The 15,011-nt window shown below is 70.6% G+C and carries 13 protein-coding genes; all 13 read right to left on the bottom strand.

From position 1 onward, the window contains the following. Window positions 1-2 precede the first annotated feature (2 nt). The 13 genes from DK412_RS07610 to DK412_RS07550 all read right to left on the bottom strand — a co-directional run bounded on the left by DK412_RS07610 (window position 3) and on the right by DK412_RS07550 (window position 14,674). On the bottom strand, window positions 3-989 hold the full coding sequence (locus DK412_RS07610; protein WP_109975121.1) for an aldo/keto reductase: 987 nt from the start codon (window positions 987-989) through the stop codon (window positions 3-5). A gap of 379 nt (window positions 990-1,368) precedes the next feature. After that, window positions 1,369-1,563, bottom strand: a complete 195-nt coding sequence (locus DK412_RS07605; RefSeq protein WP_162596144.1) for a hypothetical protein — start codon at window positions 1,561-1,563, stop codon at window positions 1,369-1,371. 97 nt (window positions 1,564-1,660) lie between these two features. Next, on the bottom strand, window positions 1,661-2,275 hold the full coding sequence (locus DK412_RS07600; RefSeq protein WP_109971462.1) for a c-type cytochrome: 615 nt from the start codon (window positions 2,273-2,275) through the stop codon (window positions 1,661-1,663). Further along, entirely contained in the window at window positions 2,272-3,468 is a 1,197-nt protein-coding gene (locus tag DK412_RS07595) for a PQQ-dependent sugar dehydrogenase (RefSeq protein ID WP_162596354.1), read from the bottom strand. Before DK412_RS07595 ends, DK412_RS07600 begins: the two co-directional genes overlap by 4 nt. A 215-nt stretch (window positions 3,469-3,683) precedes the next feature. Next, window positions 3,684-5,189 carry a lyase family protein gene (locus tag DK412_RS07590; RefSeq protein WP_109975120.1) on the bottom strand — a complete coding sequence of 502 codons (1,506 nt, stop codon included), beginning with the start codon at window positions 5,187-5,189 and terminating at the stop codon, window positions 3,684-3,686. 154 nt (window positions 5,190-5,343) lie between these two features. Continuing rightward, the gene (locus DK412_RS07585; protein ID WP_109971460.1) at window positions 5,344-6,159 is read right to left on the bottom strand and encodes a M55 family metallopeptidase; all 816 of its coding nucleotides are present in this window, start codon (window positions 6,157-6,159) and stop codon (window positions 5,344-5,346) included. Then, window positions 6,156-7,220 carry a P1 family peptidase gene (locus DK412_RS07580; RefSeq protein ID WP_109971459.1) on the bottom strand — a complete coding sequence of 355 codons (1,065 nt, stop codon included), beginning with the start codon at window positions 7,218-7,220 and terminating at the stop codon, window positions 6,156-6,158. The genes DK412_RS07585 and DK412_RS07580 overlap by 4 nt, the downstream gene beginning before the upstream one ends. Continuing rightward, window positions 7,217-8,119: a glutathione ABC transporter permease GsiD gene (gene gsiD, locus DK412_RS07575; RefSeq protein ID WP_109971458.1), complete on the bottom strand. Its 903-nt coding sequence runs from the start codon at window positions 8,117-8,119 to the stop codon at window positions 7,217-7,219. The genes DK412_RS07580 and gsiD overlap by 4 nt, the downstream gene beginning before the upstream one ends. Window positions 8,120-8,126: 7 nt before the next feature. Then, window positions 8,127-9,047, bottom strand: a complete 921-nt coding sequence (gsiC, locus tag DK412_RS07570; protein WP_109971457.1) for a glutathione ABC transporter permease GsiC — start codon at window positions 9,045-9,047, stop codon at window positions 8,127-8,129. Window positions 9,048-9,104: 57 nt separating this feature from the next. Beyond that, window positions 9,105-10,652, bottom strand: coding sequence for a glutathione ABC transporter substrate-binding protein GsiB (gene gsiB / locus DK412_RS07565; protein ID WP_109971456.1), 1,548 nt, complete (start codon window positions 10,650-10,652; stop codon window positions 9,105-9,107). A 264-nt stretch (window positions 10,653-10,916) separates the two neighbouring features. Next, the gene (locus tag DK412_RS07560) at window positions 10,917-12,803 is read right to left on the bottom strand and encodes a dipeptide ABC transporter ATP-binding protein (RefSeq protein ID WP_109971455.1); all 1,887 of its coding nucleotides are present in this window, start codon (window positions 12,801-12,803) and stop codon (window positions 10,917-10,919) included. Between the two features lie 3 nt (window positions 12,804-12,806). Then, on the bottom strand, window positions 12,807-13,751 hold the full coding sequence (locus DK412_RS07555) for an isoaspartyl peptidase/L-asparaginase (protein ID WP_109971454.1): 945 nt from the start codon (window positions 13,749-13,751) through the stop codon (window positions 12,807-12,809). Next, window positions 13,748-14,674: a MurR/RpiR family transcriptional regulator gene (locus tag DK412_RS07550; protein ID WP_109971453.1), complete on the bottom strand. Its 927-nt coding sequence runs from the start codon at window positions 14,672-14,674 to the stop codon at window positions 13,748-13,750. Before DK412_RS07550 ends, DK412_RS07555 begins: the two co-directional genes overlap by 4 nt. Window positions 14,675-15,011: the final 337 nt, after the last annotated feature.

The raw sequence follows: 15,011 nt of genomic DNA, 5'->3' as shown, positions 1-15,011 counted from the left end.
CCTCAACTCCCGACTTTGTACACCGCCCCCATGGCACCGGCCGGGTAGCGCGTCCCAGACGCGGCGCCCGCCGGCACGGCGGCGGCGATGCGGGCGAGATCCTCGGGCGAGAGCGCGACTCGCAAGCTCGCGAGATTCTCCTCGACGCGATCGAAGCGCCGCGTGCCGGGGATCGCCACCACGTCGTCGCCCTGCGCCAGCAGCCAGGCGAGCGCCAGTTGCGACGGCGTGCAGCCCTTGTCGCGGGCGATCTCCTCGACCCGTGCCACCAGGGCCCGATTGGCGGCAAAATTCTCTTCCTGGAAGCGGGGATGCGCCGCGCGCCGTCCGTCGACCTGGGAGAGATCCTGGATCGTCCCGGTGAGGAAGCCGCGCCCGAGCGGGCTGTAGGCGACGAAGCCGATGCCGAGTTCCCGGGTGGTCGCCCGGGTCGCCTCCGCCTCCTGGCGGTAGAGCAGCGAATACTCGGTCTGCACCGCCATGATCGGATGGACGGCATGAGCCCGGCGGATCGTGTCGGGCGAGGCCTCGCTGAGGCCGAGGAAGCGCACCTTGCCCTGCTCGACGAGCCGCGCCATCGCCCCGACCGTGTCCTCGATCGGCACGGCGGGATCGACCCGGTGCTGGTAGTAGAGATCGATCACCTCGACGCCGAGCCGCTTCAGCGAGGCCTCGCAGGCCTGCTGCACGTAGGCCGGCGTGCCGTTCGTCCCGTTGGGCCCGCCCGGATTCTGCACCTGACCGAACTTCGTGGCGAGCACCACCCGATCGCGCAGGCCTTTCAGCGCGCGGCCGACCACGTCCTCGTTCTGGCCCCAGCCATACATGTCGGCGCTGTCGAAGAAGTCGATGCCGGCCTCGACCGAGCGGCGGATCAGGTCGATCGAGGCGGCCTCGTCGGCCTCGCCGTAGACGCCCGAGAGCGACATGCAGCCGAGGCCGAGGGTGGAGACGAGGGGGCCGGCGCTGCCGAGGCGCCGGTGGGGCAAAGCGGTCATCTTGGGCGTCTCCCGCAGCTGTGTCAGGGTCTAACTAGGTTGCGGGTCGCGCCCGACGCCGCACGGGTCGGGGGCGCATTGCCGCATGCTCCGAAGGCCTCTGCCGCGTGATGCCGCTCTCTCGATGAAACTCGTAGATGTTCGAATAGCTCGACGATATCGACACCCTCCGGGTCATTCCGGGGCTCGCCGAAGGCGAGAGCCCGGAATCCAGAAACTCGAGTCGTTCAGAGTAGAGCGGCACGCGTTCCGCCTCTTTCCGCATCACCTGCGGTTCTGGATTCCGGGCTCCGCTGCGCGGCCCCGGAATGACCAGGAGGGTATGGAAATCGGCGGTAACCGATCAAACAGACATTCAGAAAAGCGGACCTCACCGCTCCCAGAACGCATCGCGCTCACGCTTGCTGAGCGCCGGCAGCTTGGGATGCGCCGCCTTGGCGAGCGCCTGCGCACGTAGCGCGGCAACCCGCTCACGCAGCGAGACTTCGCTCCCGGTGTGGTGCCCCGGGTTCTGCGGGCCGAGCTTGATCGCTTCAGGGAGGACAGGGGTGTCGGGCGTCTTCATCATCGTCTCGGCAAAGCATGCGAAACTCGCGATCGCAGGGCGTCCATACGAAGGGGCCTGCGGACCTGTCGATGCCGCTGCTTCGGTGCACGCGCCCTCACGGCAGCCCCGCGAGATAATGCGCCAGCGCCTTGATGTCGGCGTCGGACAGCGAGCCCGCGACCTCGGTCATCGCCGCGCCGCCCGAACTCGGGCGGGTATTGGCGCGATAATCGCCGAGCGCCTTGGCGAGGTAGGCCTCGGGCAGCCGCGCGACACGGGGCGCCGCCTGGATGCCCAGATAGGTGTCGCCATGGCAGGCGGCGCAGCGGTGCTGGAGCGCCGCCGTCTCGCCGGTCTTGGTCAAATCGGGCTGCGTGTCCGCCGGCGGCTTGGCGTCGGGGACGGGGAGGGAGGCGAAGTACTTGCCGAGCGCCCGGATGTCGTTGTCCGACAGGCCCTCCGCCACGCCCTGCATGATCTCGTTCTTGCGCCGGCCGGCGCGGAAGAAGACCAGCTGCAGCTGGATGTAGTTGCTGGAATGGCCGGCGATGGGCGGCGCCCCCTCGGCCAGGGCCTCGCCGTGGCAGGACAGGCAGGCCTGCGCCACCTCCGGCGCCTCGGCGGCCAGGACCGGGGCGCCGGCGAGGAGCGCGAGGAGGCTGAGCGCGGCGCGGGCCGGCCCGGAAAACCTCCGGGCCGGCTGGCGGGCGCTGGCGTTCGCGCCGCTCACTTGGTGTAGGCGATGCGATAGATCGCACCGGCCCAGTCGTCGGCGACCAGCAGCGCGCCGTCGGGCGCGACCAGGATGTCGGCCGGCCGGCCGGTATAGTCGCGGTCGCCCTTGAGCCAGCCGGAGGCGAAGGTCTCCATCTTGGCGTTCTTGCCGTCCGGATCGACCACCACCCGCTCGATGCGGCCGCCCTGGTACTTGTGCCGGTTCCAGGAGCCGTGCTCGGCGATGAAGATGTTGTTCTTGTACTCGGCCGGGAAGGACGAGCCGGTGTAGAACTTCATGCCGAGCGGCGCCACGTGCGCGCCGAGCTTCGCCACCGGCGGCGTGAACTCGGCGCAGGTGCGCCCTTGGGCGAATTTCGGATCCGGCATGTCGCCCTGGTGGCAGTACGGATAGCCGAAATGCTCGACGACCTTCGAGATCATGTTGAGCTTGTCGCTCGGGATGTCGTCGCTCATCCAGTCGCGGGCGTTCTCGGTGAACCAGTAGCGGCCGGTGCGCGGGTCGATGTCGCCGCCGACGCTGTTACGCACGCCGAGCGCGACGATCTCCGCCGCCCCGGTCTTCAGGTCGACGCGGCGCACCTGCGACACGCTGCTCGGCGGATTGCCGATGTTGAAGGGCGGGCCGAACGGCACGTAGACCCAGCCGTCCTTGTCGAAGGTCAGGTATTTCCAGCCGTGGGCCACGTAGGACGGCATGTCGTCGTAGACGACGACCGGCTCCGGCGGCTTGTCGAGATTGGCCTCGATGTTGTCGTAGCGAAAGATCTTGTCGATCGCCACGACGTAGAGGGCGCCGTCGCGAAAAGCGAGGCCGGTGGGCATGTTGAGGCCCTTGAGGATCGTCTTGACGACCTTCTTGCCGCCCTGATCGACGATGGCGTAGACGTTGGTGGCGCCGAACGAGCCGACGAACAGCGTGCCCTTGTCACCGAAGGCCATCTGGCGCGCCTCGGGCACGCCGCTGGCATAGACGCTGATCGTGAAGCCCGGCGGCAGCTTCACCGCCTTCAGGTTGTCGGCCAGTTCCTCGTCCGAGGCGGGCAGGGCGGGATTCGCGGGCGGCGCCAGGCCCTTCTGGGCGGAGGTCTCGTCGCCGAGGAACCAGTCCGGCGGCGGGTTCTTCCAGAACGCCTTGCCGCTCGAATCGTACTGCTTGAGGCCTTGGGCAAGGACGGTCCCGCCCATCAGGCCCGCCGCCAACAGGCTCGCCGCCACCTGGGCCGCCGCCGTCCAGGCCGCACGGCGCGTTCCGGTTCTCACGGTCATGTCCGCCTCCTCCCGATGTCGTTCGCGTCGCCCTTCTGGGCGCTCGTCGCGAGGCGCTCCTTGCGGCGCCGACCTCGCTTCGCCCACTGTCGAATTGGACGCGGCCTGTCGTCAAGGGGAGGGCGGATGGTCCCTCAATGCGGCGCCTGCGCCAGCAGCTTGCCGAAATCCTTATCCAGCGAGGCGAGACCGGCGTCGATCCGACCGCGTTGCTCGCCGATCCACGCCGCCTCTCCGGCCACCGCCCGGTCGGCGGCGTCGAGCATCCGCGCCATCTCGGCCGGCTGCGGCCCGCCGGTCGTCGCGCGGTTGCGCACGATCGCCACCGGGTCGAGGGTCTGGCGGAACTCCGCCTCGCTCATCGGCAGGGGGGCGGCGGGCAGGCTCATCTCGTGCAGCGTCCGCTCGTAGATGTTTTGCGCCTCCGCGTAGGGAAAGTCGCTCGGGCGGATGTCGTGCGCGCGGGCATAGTCGACGACCTCGGAGGCGAAGTGGTGCCCGGCGCGGAAGGGCAGGGCGTAGCGGCGCATCAGCACGTCCGCCAGTTCCTGCGAGGCGGTCCAGTCGCTGTTGAGCTCTTCGAGCGCGCGTTCGGGGCTGATGACGAGGGCGTTGAGCGCGCGGTCCCACAATTCGAGCATCCGCGTCGCGCCCGCCAGCACGGCGGCGTTGTCGCGCACGGTCTTGGCGTCGCTCATCCCCGGCGGGATGTTGTGGGCCTGGATCGCGCGCCCGATCCCGAGCGACAGGACCCGCGAGGCCTCGGCGCGGGTGTCGTTGAGGAGGCCCGGATTGCGCTTCTGCGGCATCGCCGAGGAGACGTAGGTGTTGCCGCCGCCCTCCCGCAGGAGGATCCAGGGCCGCGGCTGCGCGTATTGCGTCATCACGTCCTCGACGAAGGCGCCGCAATGCAGCGCGATCGCGGTCGCGACCGCACCGATCTCGACCGGAATCTCGGTCGCCGAGATCTGCGCGGCGTCGTAGGCGTTGTCGATGAGGGCCGGGAAGCCGAGATAGGCCGCCATCCGGGAGCGGTCGAGCGGCCAGCTCGTCCCGTTCAGCACCGTCGTGCCCATCGGCGAGCGGTCGAGGCGCGCGAAGGCCTGCCGCAGCCGCTCGGCATCGCGCGTGAGCCCGGCGACGTGGCCGAGGAGGTAGTGGCCGTAGCTGTTGGCCTGCGCCGCCACGCCGTTGGTGTAGTTCGGCACCACCGTGCCCTCGTGCGCCCGCGCCAGGCGGGCCATCGTGGCGGTGGTCCGGCGCAGGGCCTCGGCGAGCCGCAGCATCTCGTCGCGGATGATCGCCGCCCGTACGGTGGCGAGCATGTCCTGGCTCGAGCGGCCGGCATGCAGCAGCGTCGCCTCGACGCCCGCGGCCTGGATCAGCAGCGGCTCGAAGGTGATGACCAGGGTCGGCCGCTTTCCTCCGGGCTGGTCGCCGGCCCGCAGCACGGCGTCGAGCCCCTGGGCGATCCGCGGCGCGAGCGCGGGGTCGAGCAGGTGCTGCTCGGTGTTGATGACGGCGCTCGCCTTGTTGATCTCGCCGAGCCAGTAGAACTCGTCGCGGGGCGCGGCTTGCGGTGCCGCGAGGGCGTGGCCGCCGGCGAGCATCGCTCCGGCGAGCAAGGCGAATCTCAGCATCATCCACCCTCCGGCGGATCCTTCGCGCCCGCCCGCCGGCCGGGATAGCTGGCGGGACGGGGTGGGCTCAAGCGTGGAGCGCGGGTCAGGACCGCGAAACGACACGGAGACTTCGTACCACCGCCTCGACCGGCCGTGCCGGTCGATCCGATTGTCAGCGCAGGAAGCTCGACATCGCCGACAGGCAGTTGATCACCCGCACCGCCTCCGCGACGCTGCCGGCCTCGAAGCGGAGGGTGCTGCCGTCGAGGCGGTGCAGGCTCGGCCACTGGCAGAAGAGATCGGCGAGGGCCGGCGTCTGGGCGCGGACCTCGACGCCGAGCGGCGCGGGGATCCGGAACGGCGGCGGCAGCGGCCGGGTCAGCGCGGCCGTCACCCCCGCCCGGATCGCCGCGCAAGCGGCCTCCGGCGACAGGCTGATGCCGCTGTGGCAGCCGGTCGCCCGCTTGGTCTCGACGAAGACGGCGTCGGGGAAGAGCGCCCGGGTCTCGGCGATGAACACGTCGTCGCCGCTCGCCATCGCGACCGGTACGCCGAATTCGCCGGCGAGCGCGCCGTAGATCCCGGCCTCGCCGAGTTCCTGTCCGTTCAGCGCGATCGACGCGAAGGCGAAGCCGTTGATCGTGTGGGCGAGGATGCCCCGGCCATGGGCCCGGGAATGGTAGCCGACGAGGCAGACCGCATCGACCCCGAGATCCACCCCCGCCATCATGCCGAGGGGACGCGGCTTGCCCTGGATCGCGCGGGCACGGCGATCGAGGAGGTCTGCCGGCATGTTGCGGAAGTCGCCGTGCGAATCGTTGATCCACACCTCGTCCGCCCCGGCCGCGACGGCGCCGGCGATGGCCGCGTTGGCCTCCTGCACCATCCAGAGCCGCGCCCGCTCGTAATCGGGCGCACCGCGGCGGGTCTGGTCCGGGTGGACGACGCCCGCGACGCCCTCGATGTCGGTGGAGATCAGGACTTTCATGGCGCGTCCGGAGAGGGGAGGGCGGCCCAATCGGGTAGCACCTCGGTGAGGGCCTGGCGGGTATGGCCGTTGCGGCCGGTCACCGTCTCGGCGCGCCAGAGCGCGTGGAGGATCGCCTGCTCGATCCCGTCGGCGACCGCCTCGAAGAGCGGGTCGAGATGGGTCTCGTGCAGCATCGCGACCGCCGGCATCGGCGTGCCCGGATCCTGCGGCAGCGTGGTGGCGGTCGAGAAGGCGAGCGCGATGTCACCGCTGCCGTGACCGAAGACCGAGCCGGTGCGGGCGAGGCCCGCGCCCGCCCGGAGCGCGAGGCGCCGGAGCTGGCGCGCGTCGAGGGGCGCATCGGTGGCGATGATCAGGATGATCGAGCCCTTCTCAGGCTTCGCGACCGCCTGGGCGGTCTCCAGCCGATCGGCGAGGACGGGCCCGAGCGCCCGGCCGCCGATCCGCAGCTGCGACGGCCGGCCGAAATTCGCCAGAACCAGCGTGCCGACCGTGACCGCGCGCCCGCCCGCCTCGACCCGGCGCGAGGCGGTGCCGATGCCGCCCTTGACCCCGAAGCACGACATGCCGCGCCCCGCGCCCACCGCGCCCTCCGCCACGGTGACGTCGGCGGAATCGTGCGCCTGGCGGTAATGCGCCTCGGTGACGGCCATCCGGGCCATGTCGTTGAGGTGGCCGTCGTTGCACTCGAAGACGAGGGGGTTCACCGTCGGCAATTCGCGGCCGATGCCGGGATTGACCGCCAAGGCCGCCCGGATCTGGGCGGCGGCCACAGCCGGCACCCCGAAGGTGTTGGTGAGCGCGATCGGCGTCTCGAGGACGCCGAGTTCCTCGAGCTGCATCAGGCCGATCGACTTGCCGAAGCCGTTCAGCACCGCGGCTGCCGCCGGCACCCGGTCGTGGTAGAGGTCGCCTTCATGCGGCCGGATCACCGTCACGCCGGTCTGGATCGCGCCCTCAGACAGCGTGCAGTGGCCGACGGTGACGCCGGGCACGTCGGTGATCGCGTCGCGCGGGCCGCTGGGCAGCGAACCAACGCGGGGAGCCGTGTCGCTCATGCGCGGTCGAGCTTGGGGTCGAGGGCGTCGCGCAAGCCGTCGCCGAGGAGGTTGAAGGCGAGCACGGTCAGGAAGATCGCGAGGCTCGGGAAGATCGCCACGTGGGGCGAGGAGACCATGTCGGCGCGCGCGTCGTTCAGCATTGCGCCCCATTCGGGCGTCGGCGGCTGCGCGCCCATGCCGAGGAAGGACAGGCTCGCCGCGGTGATGATCGAGGTGCCGAGCCGCATCGTGAAGTAGACCACGATCGACGAGATCGTGCCGGGCAGGATGTGGCGGAACAGGATCGTGCGGTCGGAGGCGCCGATGCTGCGGGCGGCCTCGACGTAGGTGGCGCGCTTGAGGACCAGGGTGTTGCCGCGCACCAGCCGCGCGAAGGCCGGCACGCTGAAGACCGAGACCGCCACCACCACGTTGACGAGGCTGCTGCCGAGGATGGCGACGACGCCGAGCGCCAGCAGGATGCCCGGGAAGGCGAACAGCACGTCGGACAGGCGCATGACGATGCGGTCCCACCAGCCCTCGTAGTAGCCCGCGAGCAGGCCCAGCACCGTGCCGATGAGCCCGCCGATGGCCACCGACAGGAAGCCGGTGGCGAGCGAGATCCGCCCGCCGAGCAGGATGCGGCTCAGGATGTCGCGCCCCAGCGGATCGACGCCGAGCCAGTGCGCCCAGGACGGGCCCTCGTTGAGCCGGTCGTAGTCGAAGTAGTTCTCCGCGTCGTAGGGGGCGATCCAGGGGCTGAGGATCGCGAGCGCCACCAGCAGGACCACGAAGGCGAGCGCCAGGACGGCGACGGGCTGGCGGCGGAACTTGCGCCAGAACTCGGACCAGGGGGTGCGCACGGCGCCGGGAATGGCGGCGACGGCCTTGGTCGTGGTGAGAGCGGTTTGGGTCACGGCCGGCTCACTTGTAGCGGATGGTCGGGTTGATCAGACCGTAGAGCAGGTCGACGACGAGGTTGATCAGGATGAATTCGAGCGAGAACATCAGCACCAGGGCCTGGATCACCGGATAGTCGCGCTGGTTGACGGAATCGACGAGGAGGCGGCCGACGCCCGGCCAGTTGAACACCGCCTCGACGACGATCGAGCCGCCGAGCAGGAAGCCGAATTGCAGGCCCATCATGGTGACGACGGGGATCAGCGCGTTGCGCAGGCAGTGCTTGGCGATGACGACCCGCTCCTTGAGGCCCTTGGCCCGGGCGGTGCGGACGAAGTCTTCCCCTAAGACCTCCACGAAGGAGGCGCGGGTGAAGCGCGCCATCACGGCGGCCACCGCCGCCCCGAGGGTGAGCGAGGGCAGGACGTAGTGCTTCCACGAGCCGGCGCCGACGGTCGGCAGCCAGCCGAGGCCGACGGAAAAAATCTGCATGAGCAGCATTCCGAGGGCGAAGGCCGGGAACGAGATGCCGGAGACCGCGAGCGTCATCCCGAGCCGGTCCGGCCACTCGTTGCGGTAGACCGCCGAGACGATGCCGATGACGAGCCCGAAGGCGACCGCCCAGGCCATGCTGGTCAGCGTGAGCAGCAGGGTCGGCAGGAAGCGCTCGCCGATCTCGGTCGCGACCGGCCGGCGGGTGCGGATCGAGACGCCGGCATCGCCCCGCGCCATGTTCAGGAAGTAGCGGCCGAACTGCTCCGGCAGCGAGCGGTCGAGGCCGAGCTCGGCGCGCACCAGCTCCACGGTCTGCTGGTCGGCATCCTGGCCGGCGGCGAGCCGCGCCGGATCACCCGGCAGCATGTGCACGAACAGGAAGACCAGCACGGCGACGATCGCGAGCGTCGGCAGGAGGCCGAGGAGCCGTTTGAGGAAGAAGGTCAGCATGGCGCCGGAACGGGAAGGGAGGGGGAGGGGCGCCGTCTGAACGGCGCCCCGGATGCGTTACGGCGCGACCGCGACCTGGCGGCTGTCGATGTTGCCGTCGGGCATGACCACCACGCCGGACAGGCGCGCGGAGGTGGCGTAGAGGTTCTGCTCGATGACGAGCGGCGCCCAGGGCGCGTCCTTGAGGATCTGCTCCTGCGCCTTGGCGTAGAGCTCGGCCTTCTCGGAATCGCTCGTCGTGACCAGGGCCTTGGCGATCAGGGCGTCGACCTCGGCGTTGCTGTAGTAGGCCGTGTTGTTGAGCTTGGGCGGCCAGGCCTCCGTCGACAGCAGCGGCCGCAGGGCCCAGTCGGCCTCGCCGGTCGAGGACGACCAGCCGGCGTAGTACATCCGGACCCGGGCGGTCTTCGGGTCGGGGGCGGTCTGCACCCACTCGACGCGCTGGCCGGGCTCGAGCGCCTGGGTCTGCACCTTGATGCCGACCTGGGCGAGCTGCTGCTGGACGAACTGGATCGCCTTCTGCGCCGTGCTGGTGGTGTAGGCGCTCCACAGGACGGTCTCGAAGCCGTTGGCGTAGCCGGCCTCCTTCAGGAGCTGGCGCGCCTTGGCCGGGTCGTAGGGCCAGGCCTGCATCGGGTGGGCATAGAGCACGCCGGCCGGCACGATCCCCTTGGCCGGGCTAGCGTAGCCGCTGAACGCCACCTTGGCGAGCGCCTCCTTGTTGATGGCGTAGTTGATCGCCTGGCGCACGCGCAGATCGTCGAACGGCTTCTGCAGCATGTTCATGCTGATGTAGCGCTCGATGATCGAATCCTGCGCGATGACCTTCAGCTTCTTGTTCTCGGAGAGGGTCTTGGCCTGCTCGTAGGGCAGCGGGGAGGCGAAGTCGGCCTCGCCGGTCTGGAGCATCGCCGCGCGGGTGCCGTTCTCCGGCACCGGCTTCCAGGTGATGCCGTCGACCTTCGGCAGGCCGGCCTGCCAGTAGCCGGCGAATTTCGCGCCCTTGACCGAATCGGTCTGCTTCCACTCGACGAAGGTGAAGGGGCCGGTGCCGACCGGATGGAAGGCGATGTCCTTGCCCCATTTCTGGAGCGCGGCCGGCGAGATCATCGCGGCGGAGGCGTGCGCCAGCGAGTTGATGAAGGGGCCGAAGGGCTCCTTCAGGGTGATGCGCACCGAGAACGGGGAGACGACCTCGATCGTCTTGATCCGGTTGAACTGGTTGTAGCGCGCGAGGCGATTCTCGGGGTTGAGCACCCGCTCCAGGTTCGCCTTCACGGCGTTGCCGTCGAACGCCGTGCCGTCGTGGAATTTCACGCCCTCGCGCAGCTTGAAGGTGTAGGTGAGGCCGTCGGGCGTGACCTCGTAGCTCTCGGCGAGCACGTTCTTGACCTTCAGGTCCTGGTCGAACTCGAACAGGCCTTCGTAGAACGACTTGGTGACCGCGGTCGTGAGCGTGGTGTTGGTGTTGTAGGGATCGAGCGTCTCGGGCGGGACGCCGATGACGAGGACGGGGTCGCCGGCGGCGAGCGCGGGGGCGATGAGGCCGCAGAGCAGGCCGGTGGCGAGGAGCGAACGCGCGATCGTGGGCATTGTTCGGGTCATCGGAGGAGTCCTCTGGAAGTCTCGGAGCCTGTTTGAAGCAATCGATAGTCTTGATACCCACCGCGTCATTCCGGGGCTCGCCGCAGGCGAGAGCCCGGAATCCAGAACCGCGGATGATCCAGGATAAGGCGGGATGCTCCCCGCTTCTTTCTGAATGACCTGAGTGTCTGGATTCCGGGCTCCGCTGCGCGGCCCCGGAATGACGCGGTGGGTATCAGTCATGGCGAGGGCAATCACACAGGCTCGCAGGGTGAAGTCGGTCGGTCACGCCGCCAGCCCGCCGACGGCATGACGGGCGGTCCAGTGGCCGGGGCCGACCTCGACCAGCGGCGCCACCTCCGGCTCGTCGCCGAGGGCCCGGACCGGGCTCGGGATCTCGCCGGTGAGGAGGCCGCGCGCCTTGGCGTGGCGCCGGGCCGGATCGGCCACCGGCACCGCCGCCATCAGCTTCTTCGTGTAGGGGTGCTGCGGGTTCTCGAAGATCGCCCGGCGCGGCCCGATCTCGACGATCTGGCCGAGGAACATCACGGCGACCCGGTGGCTCACCCGCTCCACCACCGCCATGTCGTGCGAGATGAACAGGTAGGAGAGCCCCAGTTCGCGCTGCAGGTCGAGCATCAGGTTGACGATCTGGGCCTGGATCGAGACGTCGAGGGCCGAGACCGCCTCGTCGGCAACGATCACCTTCGGGTTGAGGGCGAGCGCCCGCGCGATGGCGATGCGCTGGCGCTGGCCGCCGGAGAATTCATGCGGGTAGCGCGCGCCTTGCGCCGGCGTCAGGCCGACCCGCTCCAGCAGCCAGGCCACCCGCGCCTCGGCCTCGCGCCGGGGCGTACCGTGCACGAGCAGCGGCTCCATGATCGAGAAGCCGACGGTCAGGCGCGGGTCGAGGGAGGCGTAGGGGTCCTGGAAGATGAACTGGATGTTCTTTCTGAGCGCCTGGAGCTTCGTCGGGGGAAGATCGCGGATGTTCTCACTGGCGAACTCGATCAGGCCGCTCTGGCTCTCGACGAGGCGCAGGAGCGAGCGGCCGGTCGTCGACTTGCCGCAGCCGGATTCGCCGACGAGGGCCAGGGTCTCGCCGGCCTGGAGATCGAAGCTGATCCGCTCGACCGCGTGGACGCGCCGGCGCACCCGGTTGAACAGGCCGCCGCGGATGTCGAACCGGGTGACGAGGTCGCGCACCCGCAGGATCGGCGGGCCGGGACGGCGCGTATCCTGAGCGTCGTCAACGGGGCTCGCGGCCGGCGCGTCGGCCCGCAGCAGGTCGAACTTGCGCGGCAGGTCGCTGCCCGCCATGGCGCCCAGCCGCGGCACGGCGGCGAGCAGCGCCTTCGTGTAGGCGTGGCGCGGGGCGGCGAAGAGGGGGGTCGAGGCGCCCTCCTCGACCTTGTCGCCACGGAACATCACCAGCACCCGGTCGGCGATCTCGGCCACCACGCCCATGTCGTGGGTGATGAAGACGACGCCCATCTTCATCTCGTCCTGCAGGCTGCGGATCAGCTCGAGGATCTGGGCCTGGATCGTGACGTCGAGCGCCGTCGTCGGCTCGTCGGCGATGAGGAGCTGCGGCCGGCACGCGAGCGCCATCGCGATCATCACCCGCTGGCGCATGCCGCCCGACAGCTGGTGGGGAAAGCGGGTCAGCACGTTGCGCGCCTCCGGGATGCGCACGAGGTCGAGCATCCGCAGCGCCTCGGCGCGGGCGGCCCCGTGCCCCTTGCCCTGGTGCACCCGGATCGATTCCGCGATCTGCTCGCCGGCGGTGAAGACCGGGTTGAGCGAGGTCATCGGCTCCTGGAAGATCATCGCGATCTCGGCACCGCGCATCTCGCGCATCTCGGCGTTCGAGGCCGTGGCGAGATCGAGGATCGCGCCGGAGCGCCGGCGGAACAGCATCCGCCCGGCGGCGATCGTCCCGCCGCCGTGCTCGACGAGGCGCATCAGCGCCAGCGAGGTGACGGACTTGCCCGAGCCCGATTCGCCGACGATCGCCAGGGTCTCCCCGGCCTCGACGTGGAAGGACAGGTGACGCACCGCCTCGACCGTGCGCTCGGAGGTGGTGAAGCGCACGCTGAGGTCCGAGACCGACAGGATGCGCCGGTCGGGCAGGATCAGCGACGGGGGAGGGGAGGGGGGCAGGGCGGTCATCGGTCAGAAGATCGCGGTCGTGGGCGCATCGCCGGCCCGGACGAGGCCGCGATACATGCCGGCGGTGTTGAACGGCATGGCGACCCGGCCCCGGGCATCGACGGCGATCAGTCCCCCCTGCCCGCCGAGCGGCGTGAGCCCGTCGCGCACCACGGCCTCCGCCGCGGCCTCCAGGTCCCGGCCCGCATAGGCCATGCGGGCGCAGACGTCGTAGGCGGCGGCCGCCCGGATGAAGACCTCGCCGGTGCCGGTGCAGGACACCGCCGCCGTGCGGTCGTCGGCATAGGTGCCGGCGCCGATCAGCGGCGAATCGCCGATGCGGCCGGGCCGCTTGTTGGTCATGCCGCCGGTCGAGGTCAGCGCCGCGAGATGGCCGTTCCGGTCGAGCGCCACCGCGCCGACGGTGCCGAATTTCTGCCGCTCGTCGAGGGGGGCGCGCTCGTCGTGGTCGAGGCTGACCCGCCCGCCGGCCTGCGCGGCCTCGAGCTGGCGGCGGCGCGCCTCGGTCGAGAAGAAGCCGGGCTCCACCATCTCGAGCCCGTGGGCCCGGCAGAAGTCTTCGGCCCCGGCGCCGGCGAGCAGCACGTGCGCGCCGTCCTCCATCACCGCCCGCGCCGCCCGCCCGGGCCGGCGCACCCGGGTGAGGCCCGCGACCGCCCCGGCGCGCAGGGTCGCGCCGTCCATCACCGAGGCGTCGAGCTCGTGGGTGCCGGCGCTGGTGAAGACCGCGCCGTAGCCGGCATTGAACAGCGGGCACTCCTCCAGGAGATCGACCGCGATCGCGACCGCTTCCAGCGCGCTGCCGCCATCGCGTAAGGAGCGTTCGCCGGCGGCGAGGATCTCGGCGAGGGCCGCGTGGTAGGGCGCCTCGCCGTCGCTGCCGGCGGCAGGCCTGGCGATCGTGCCGGCGCCGCCGTGGATGACGAGGACGGGGCGGATGTCGCTCATGATTCGGGATCCAGGTCGGGGGAGGAGGCGAAGTCGCCTTTGGGCGGCCAAGCGGCGTAGTCGCCGTCGAGCCAGGGCAGGACCGATTCGGTGAGCCGGGTCGCCGCGGCGACGAGCTCGCCCGAGGCATGCGCCACGGCGCTCGACAGGGCCTCGACCAGGGCCGCCAGACTGGCGTCGGAGGCGGCGAAGTAGCGGCTGTCGGTGCGCACGCAGAGGGTGATCGTGGCTTGCGCCGCCACCGGCGAGTGCGGCCCGTCGGTGAGGGCGAGCACCGTGGCGCCGCTTTCCCGGCTCTGCGTCGCCAGCCGCACCGTGTCGGCGAAGTAGCGCGGCGTGGCGAGCACGATCACGAGGTCGTCCGCCGTCAGCCGGCGCAGGGCGCGGGCCGCGAAGGCCGGGCCCTCGACGGTGGCGAGCAGGTGGACGTCCTCGCGGGTGAGATCGAGGTTGCGCGCCAGCAGCCCCGCCGGCCAGGACGAGCTGCCGAAGCCGACGACGTAGACCCGCCGCGCCGACCCGATCGCCGCCACCGCCCGCTCGCAGGCGCCCGCGTCGAGGCTGCTCCTCGTCGCCTCCAGGTTGCGCGCGACCGCCGCGAAGGTCGCGTCGAAGACGCTCGCCGGATCGGCCGGCCGCTCCAGGTCGCCGCGCAGCTTCTCCACCGGCGCCAGCGCGCCCTCGAAGCCGAGGACAAGGGCGGCGCGGAACTGGGCGTAGCCCTCGAAATCGAGGGCGCGGGCGAAGCGGTTGGCGGTCGCCACCGAGACGCCGACGAGCTCGGCCAGCTCGGCCACCGGCAGGGTCGCGACTTTGAGCGGATGGGCGAGCACGTAGCGCGCCACCTCCCGGTGCGACTGGCTCAGGCTCGGGAAGCTGCGGGCGATGCGCTGCGCGACGGAGGCGTCGCCGGGGAGAGGCATCACGGCCCCGCTCTCCCGCACGCTCTCCCGCCCAGGTGATCGAAAAATCTCATAGACGCGATAGAGGCGAGATTTTTGTGCCGATTGCAAGCCCGGGGATGGCGGGATTGCGGGCAGGGGCGGCCCGGAATGGCGGCAGGGGCCGCGGGTCGCGCCTCATCGTCCGGCGTCGAGGGGAAGTCCGCGCTTTGGATCTAACGGCTTTTCCTAGAACTTGTTTGATTGACCGCTACAGACTTGGCACGCTCCGCATCATTCCGGGCTCCGCTGCGCGGCCCCGGAATGACGTGGTGGATGTCGACACGGTCGAGACGGTCGAACAGGCTCTCCGTGAACC

The organism is Methylobacterium sp. 17Sr1-1 (assembly GCF_003173775.1).
Taxonomy (GTDB): domain Bacteria; phylum Pseudomonadota; class Alphaproteobacteria; order Rhizobiales; family Beijerinckiaceae; genus Methylobacterium.
Note: the sequence above shows the minus strand (reverse complement) of the source record. Positions and strands in the feature narration are given on the sequence as shown.

Excerpts from the sequence above, each read along its gene's own strand:
- DK412_RS07580 (WP_109971459.1), bottom strand. The coding sequence starts at position 7,220 with ATGAGCGACACGGCTCCCCGCGTTGGTTCGCTGCCCAGCGGCCCGCGC.
- DK412_RS07605 (WP_162596144.1), bottom strand. The coding sequence starts at position 1,563 with ATGAAGACGCCCGACACCCCTGTCCTCCCTGAAGCGATCAAGCTCGGC.
- DK412_RS07590 (WP_109975120.1), bottom strand. The coding sequence starts at position 5,189 with ATGCTGAGATTCGCCTTGCTCGCCGGAGCGATGCTCGCCGGCGGCCAC.
- DK412_RS07550 (WP_109971453.1), bottom strand. The coding sequence starts at position 14,674 with ATGCCTCTCCCCGGCGACGCCTCCGTCGCGCAGCGCATCGCCCGCAGC.
- DK412_RS07555 (WP_109971454.1), bottom strand. The coding sequence starts at position 13,751 with ATGAGCGACATCCGCCCCGTCCTCGTCATCCACGGCGGCGCCGGCACG.
- gsiB (WP_109971456.1), bottom strand. The coding sequence starts at position 10,652 with ATGACCCGAACAATGCCCACGATCGCGCGTTCGCTCCTCGCCACCGGC.
- DK412_RS07560 (WP_109971455.1), bottom strand. The coding sequence starts at position 12,803 with ATGACCGCCCTGCCCCCCTCCCCTCCCCCGTCGCTGATCCTGCCCGAC.
- DK412_RS07585 (WP_109971460.1), bottom strand. The coding sequence starts at position 6,159 with ATGAAAGTCCTGATCTCCACCGACATCGAGGGCGTCGCGGGCGTCGTC.
- DK412_RS07595 (WP_162596354.1), bottom strand. The coding sequence starts at position 3,468 with ATGGGCGGGACCGTCCTTGCCCAAGGCCTCAAGCAGTACGATTCGAGC.
- gsiC (WP_109971457.1), bottom strand. The coding sequence starts at position 9,047 with ATGCTGACCTTCTTCCTCAAACGGCTCCTCGGCCTCCTGCCGACGCTC.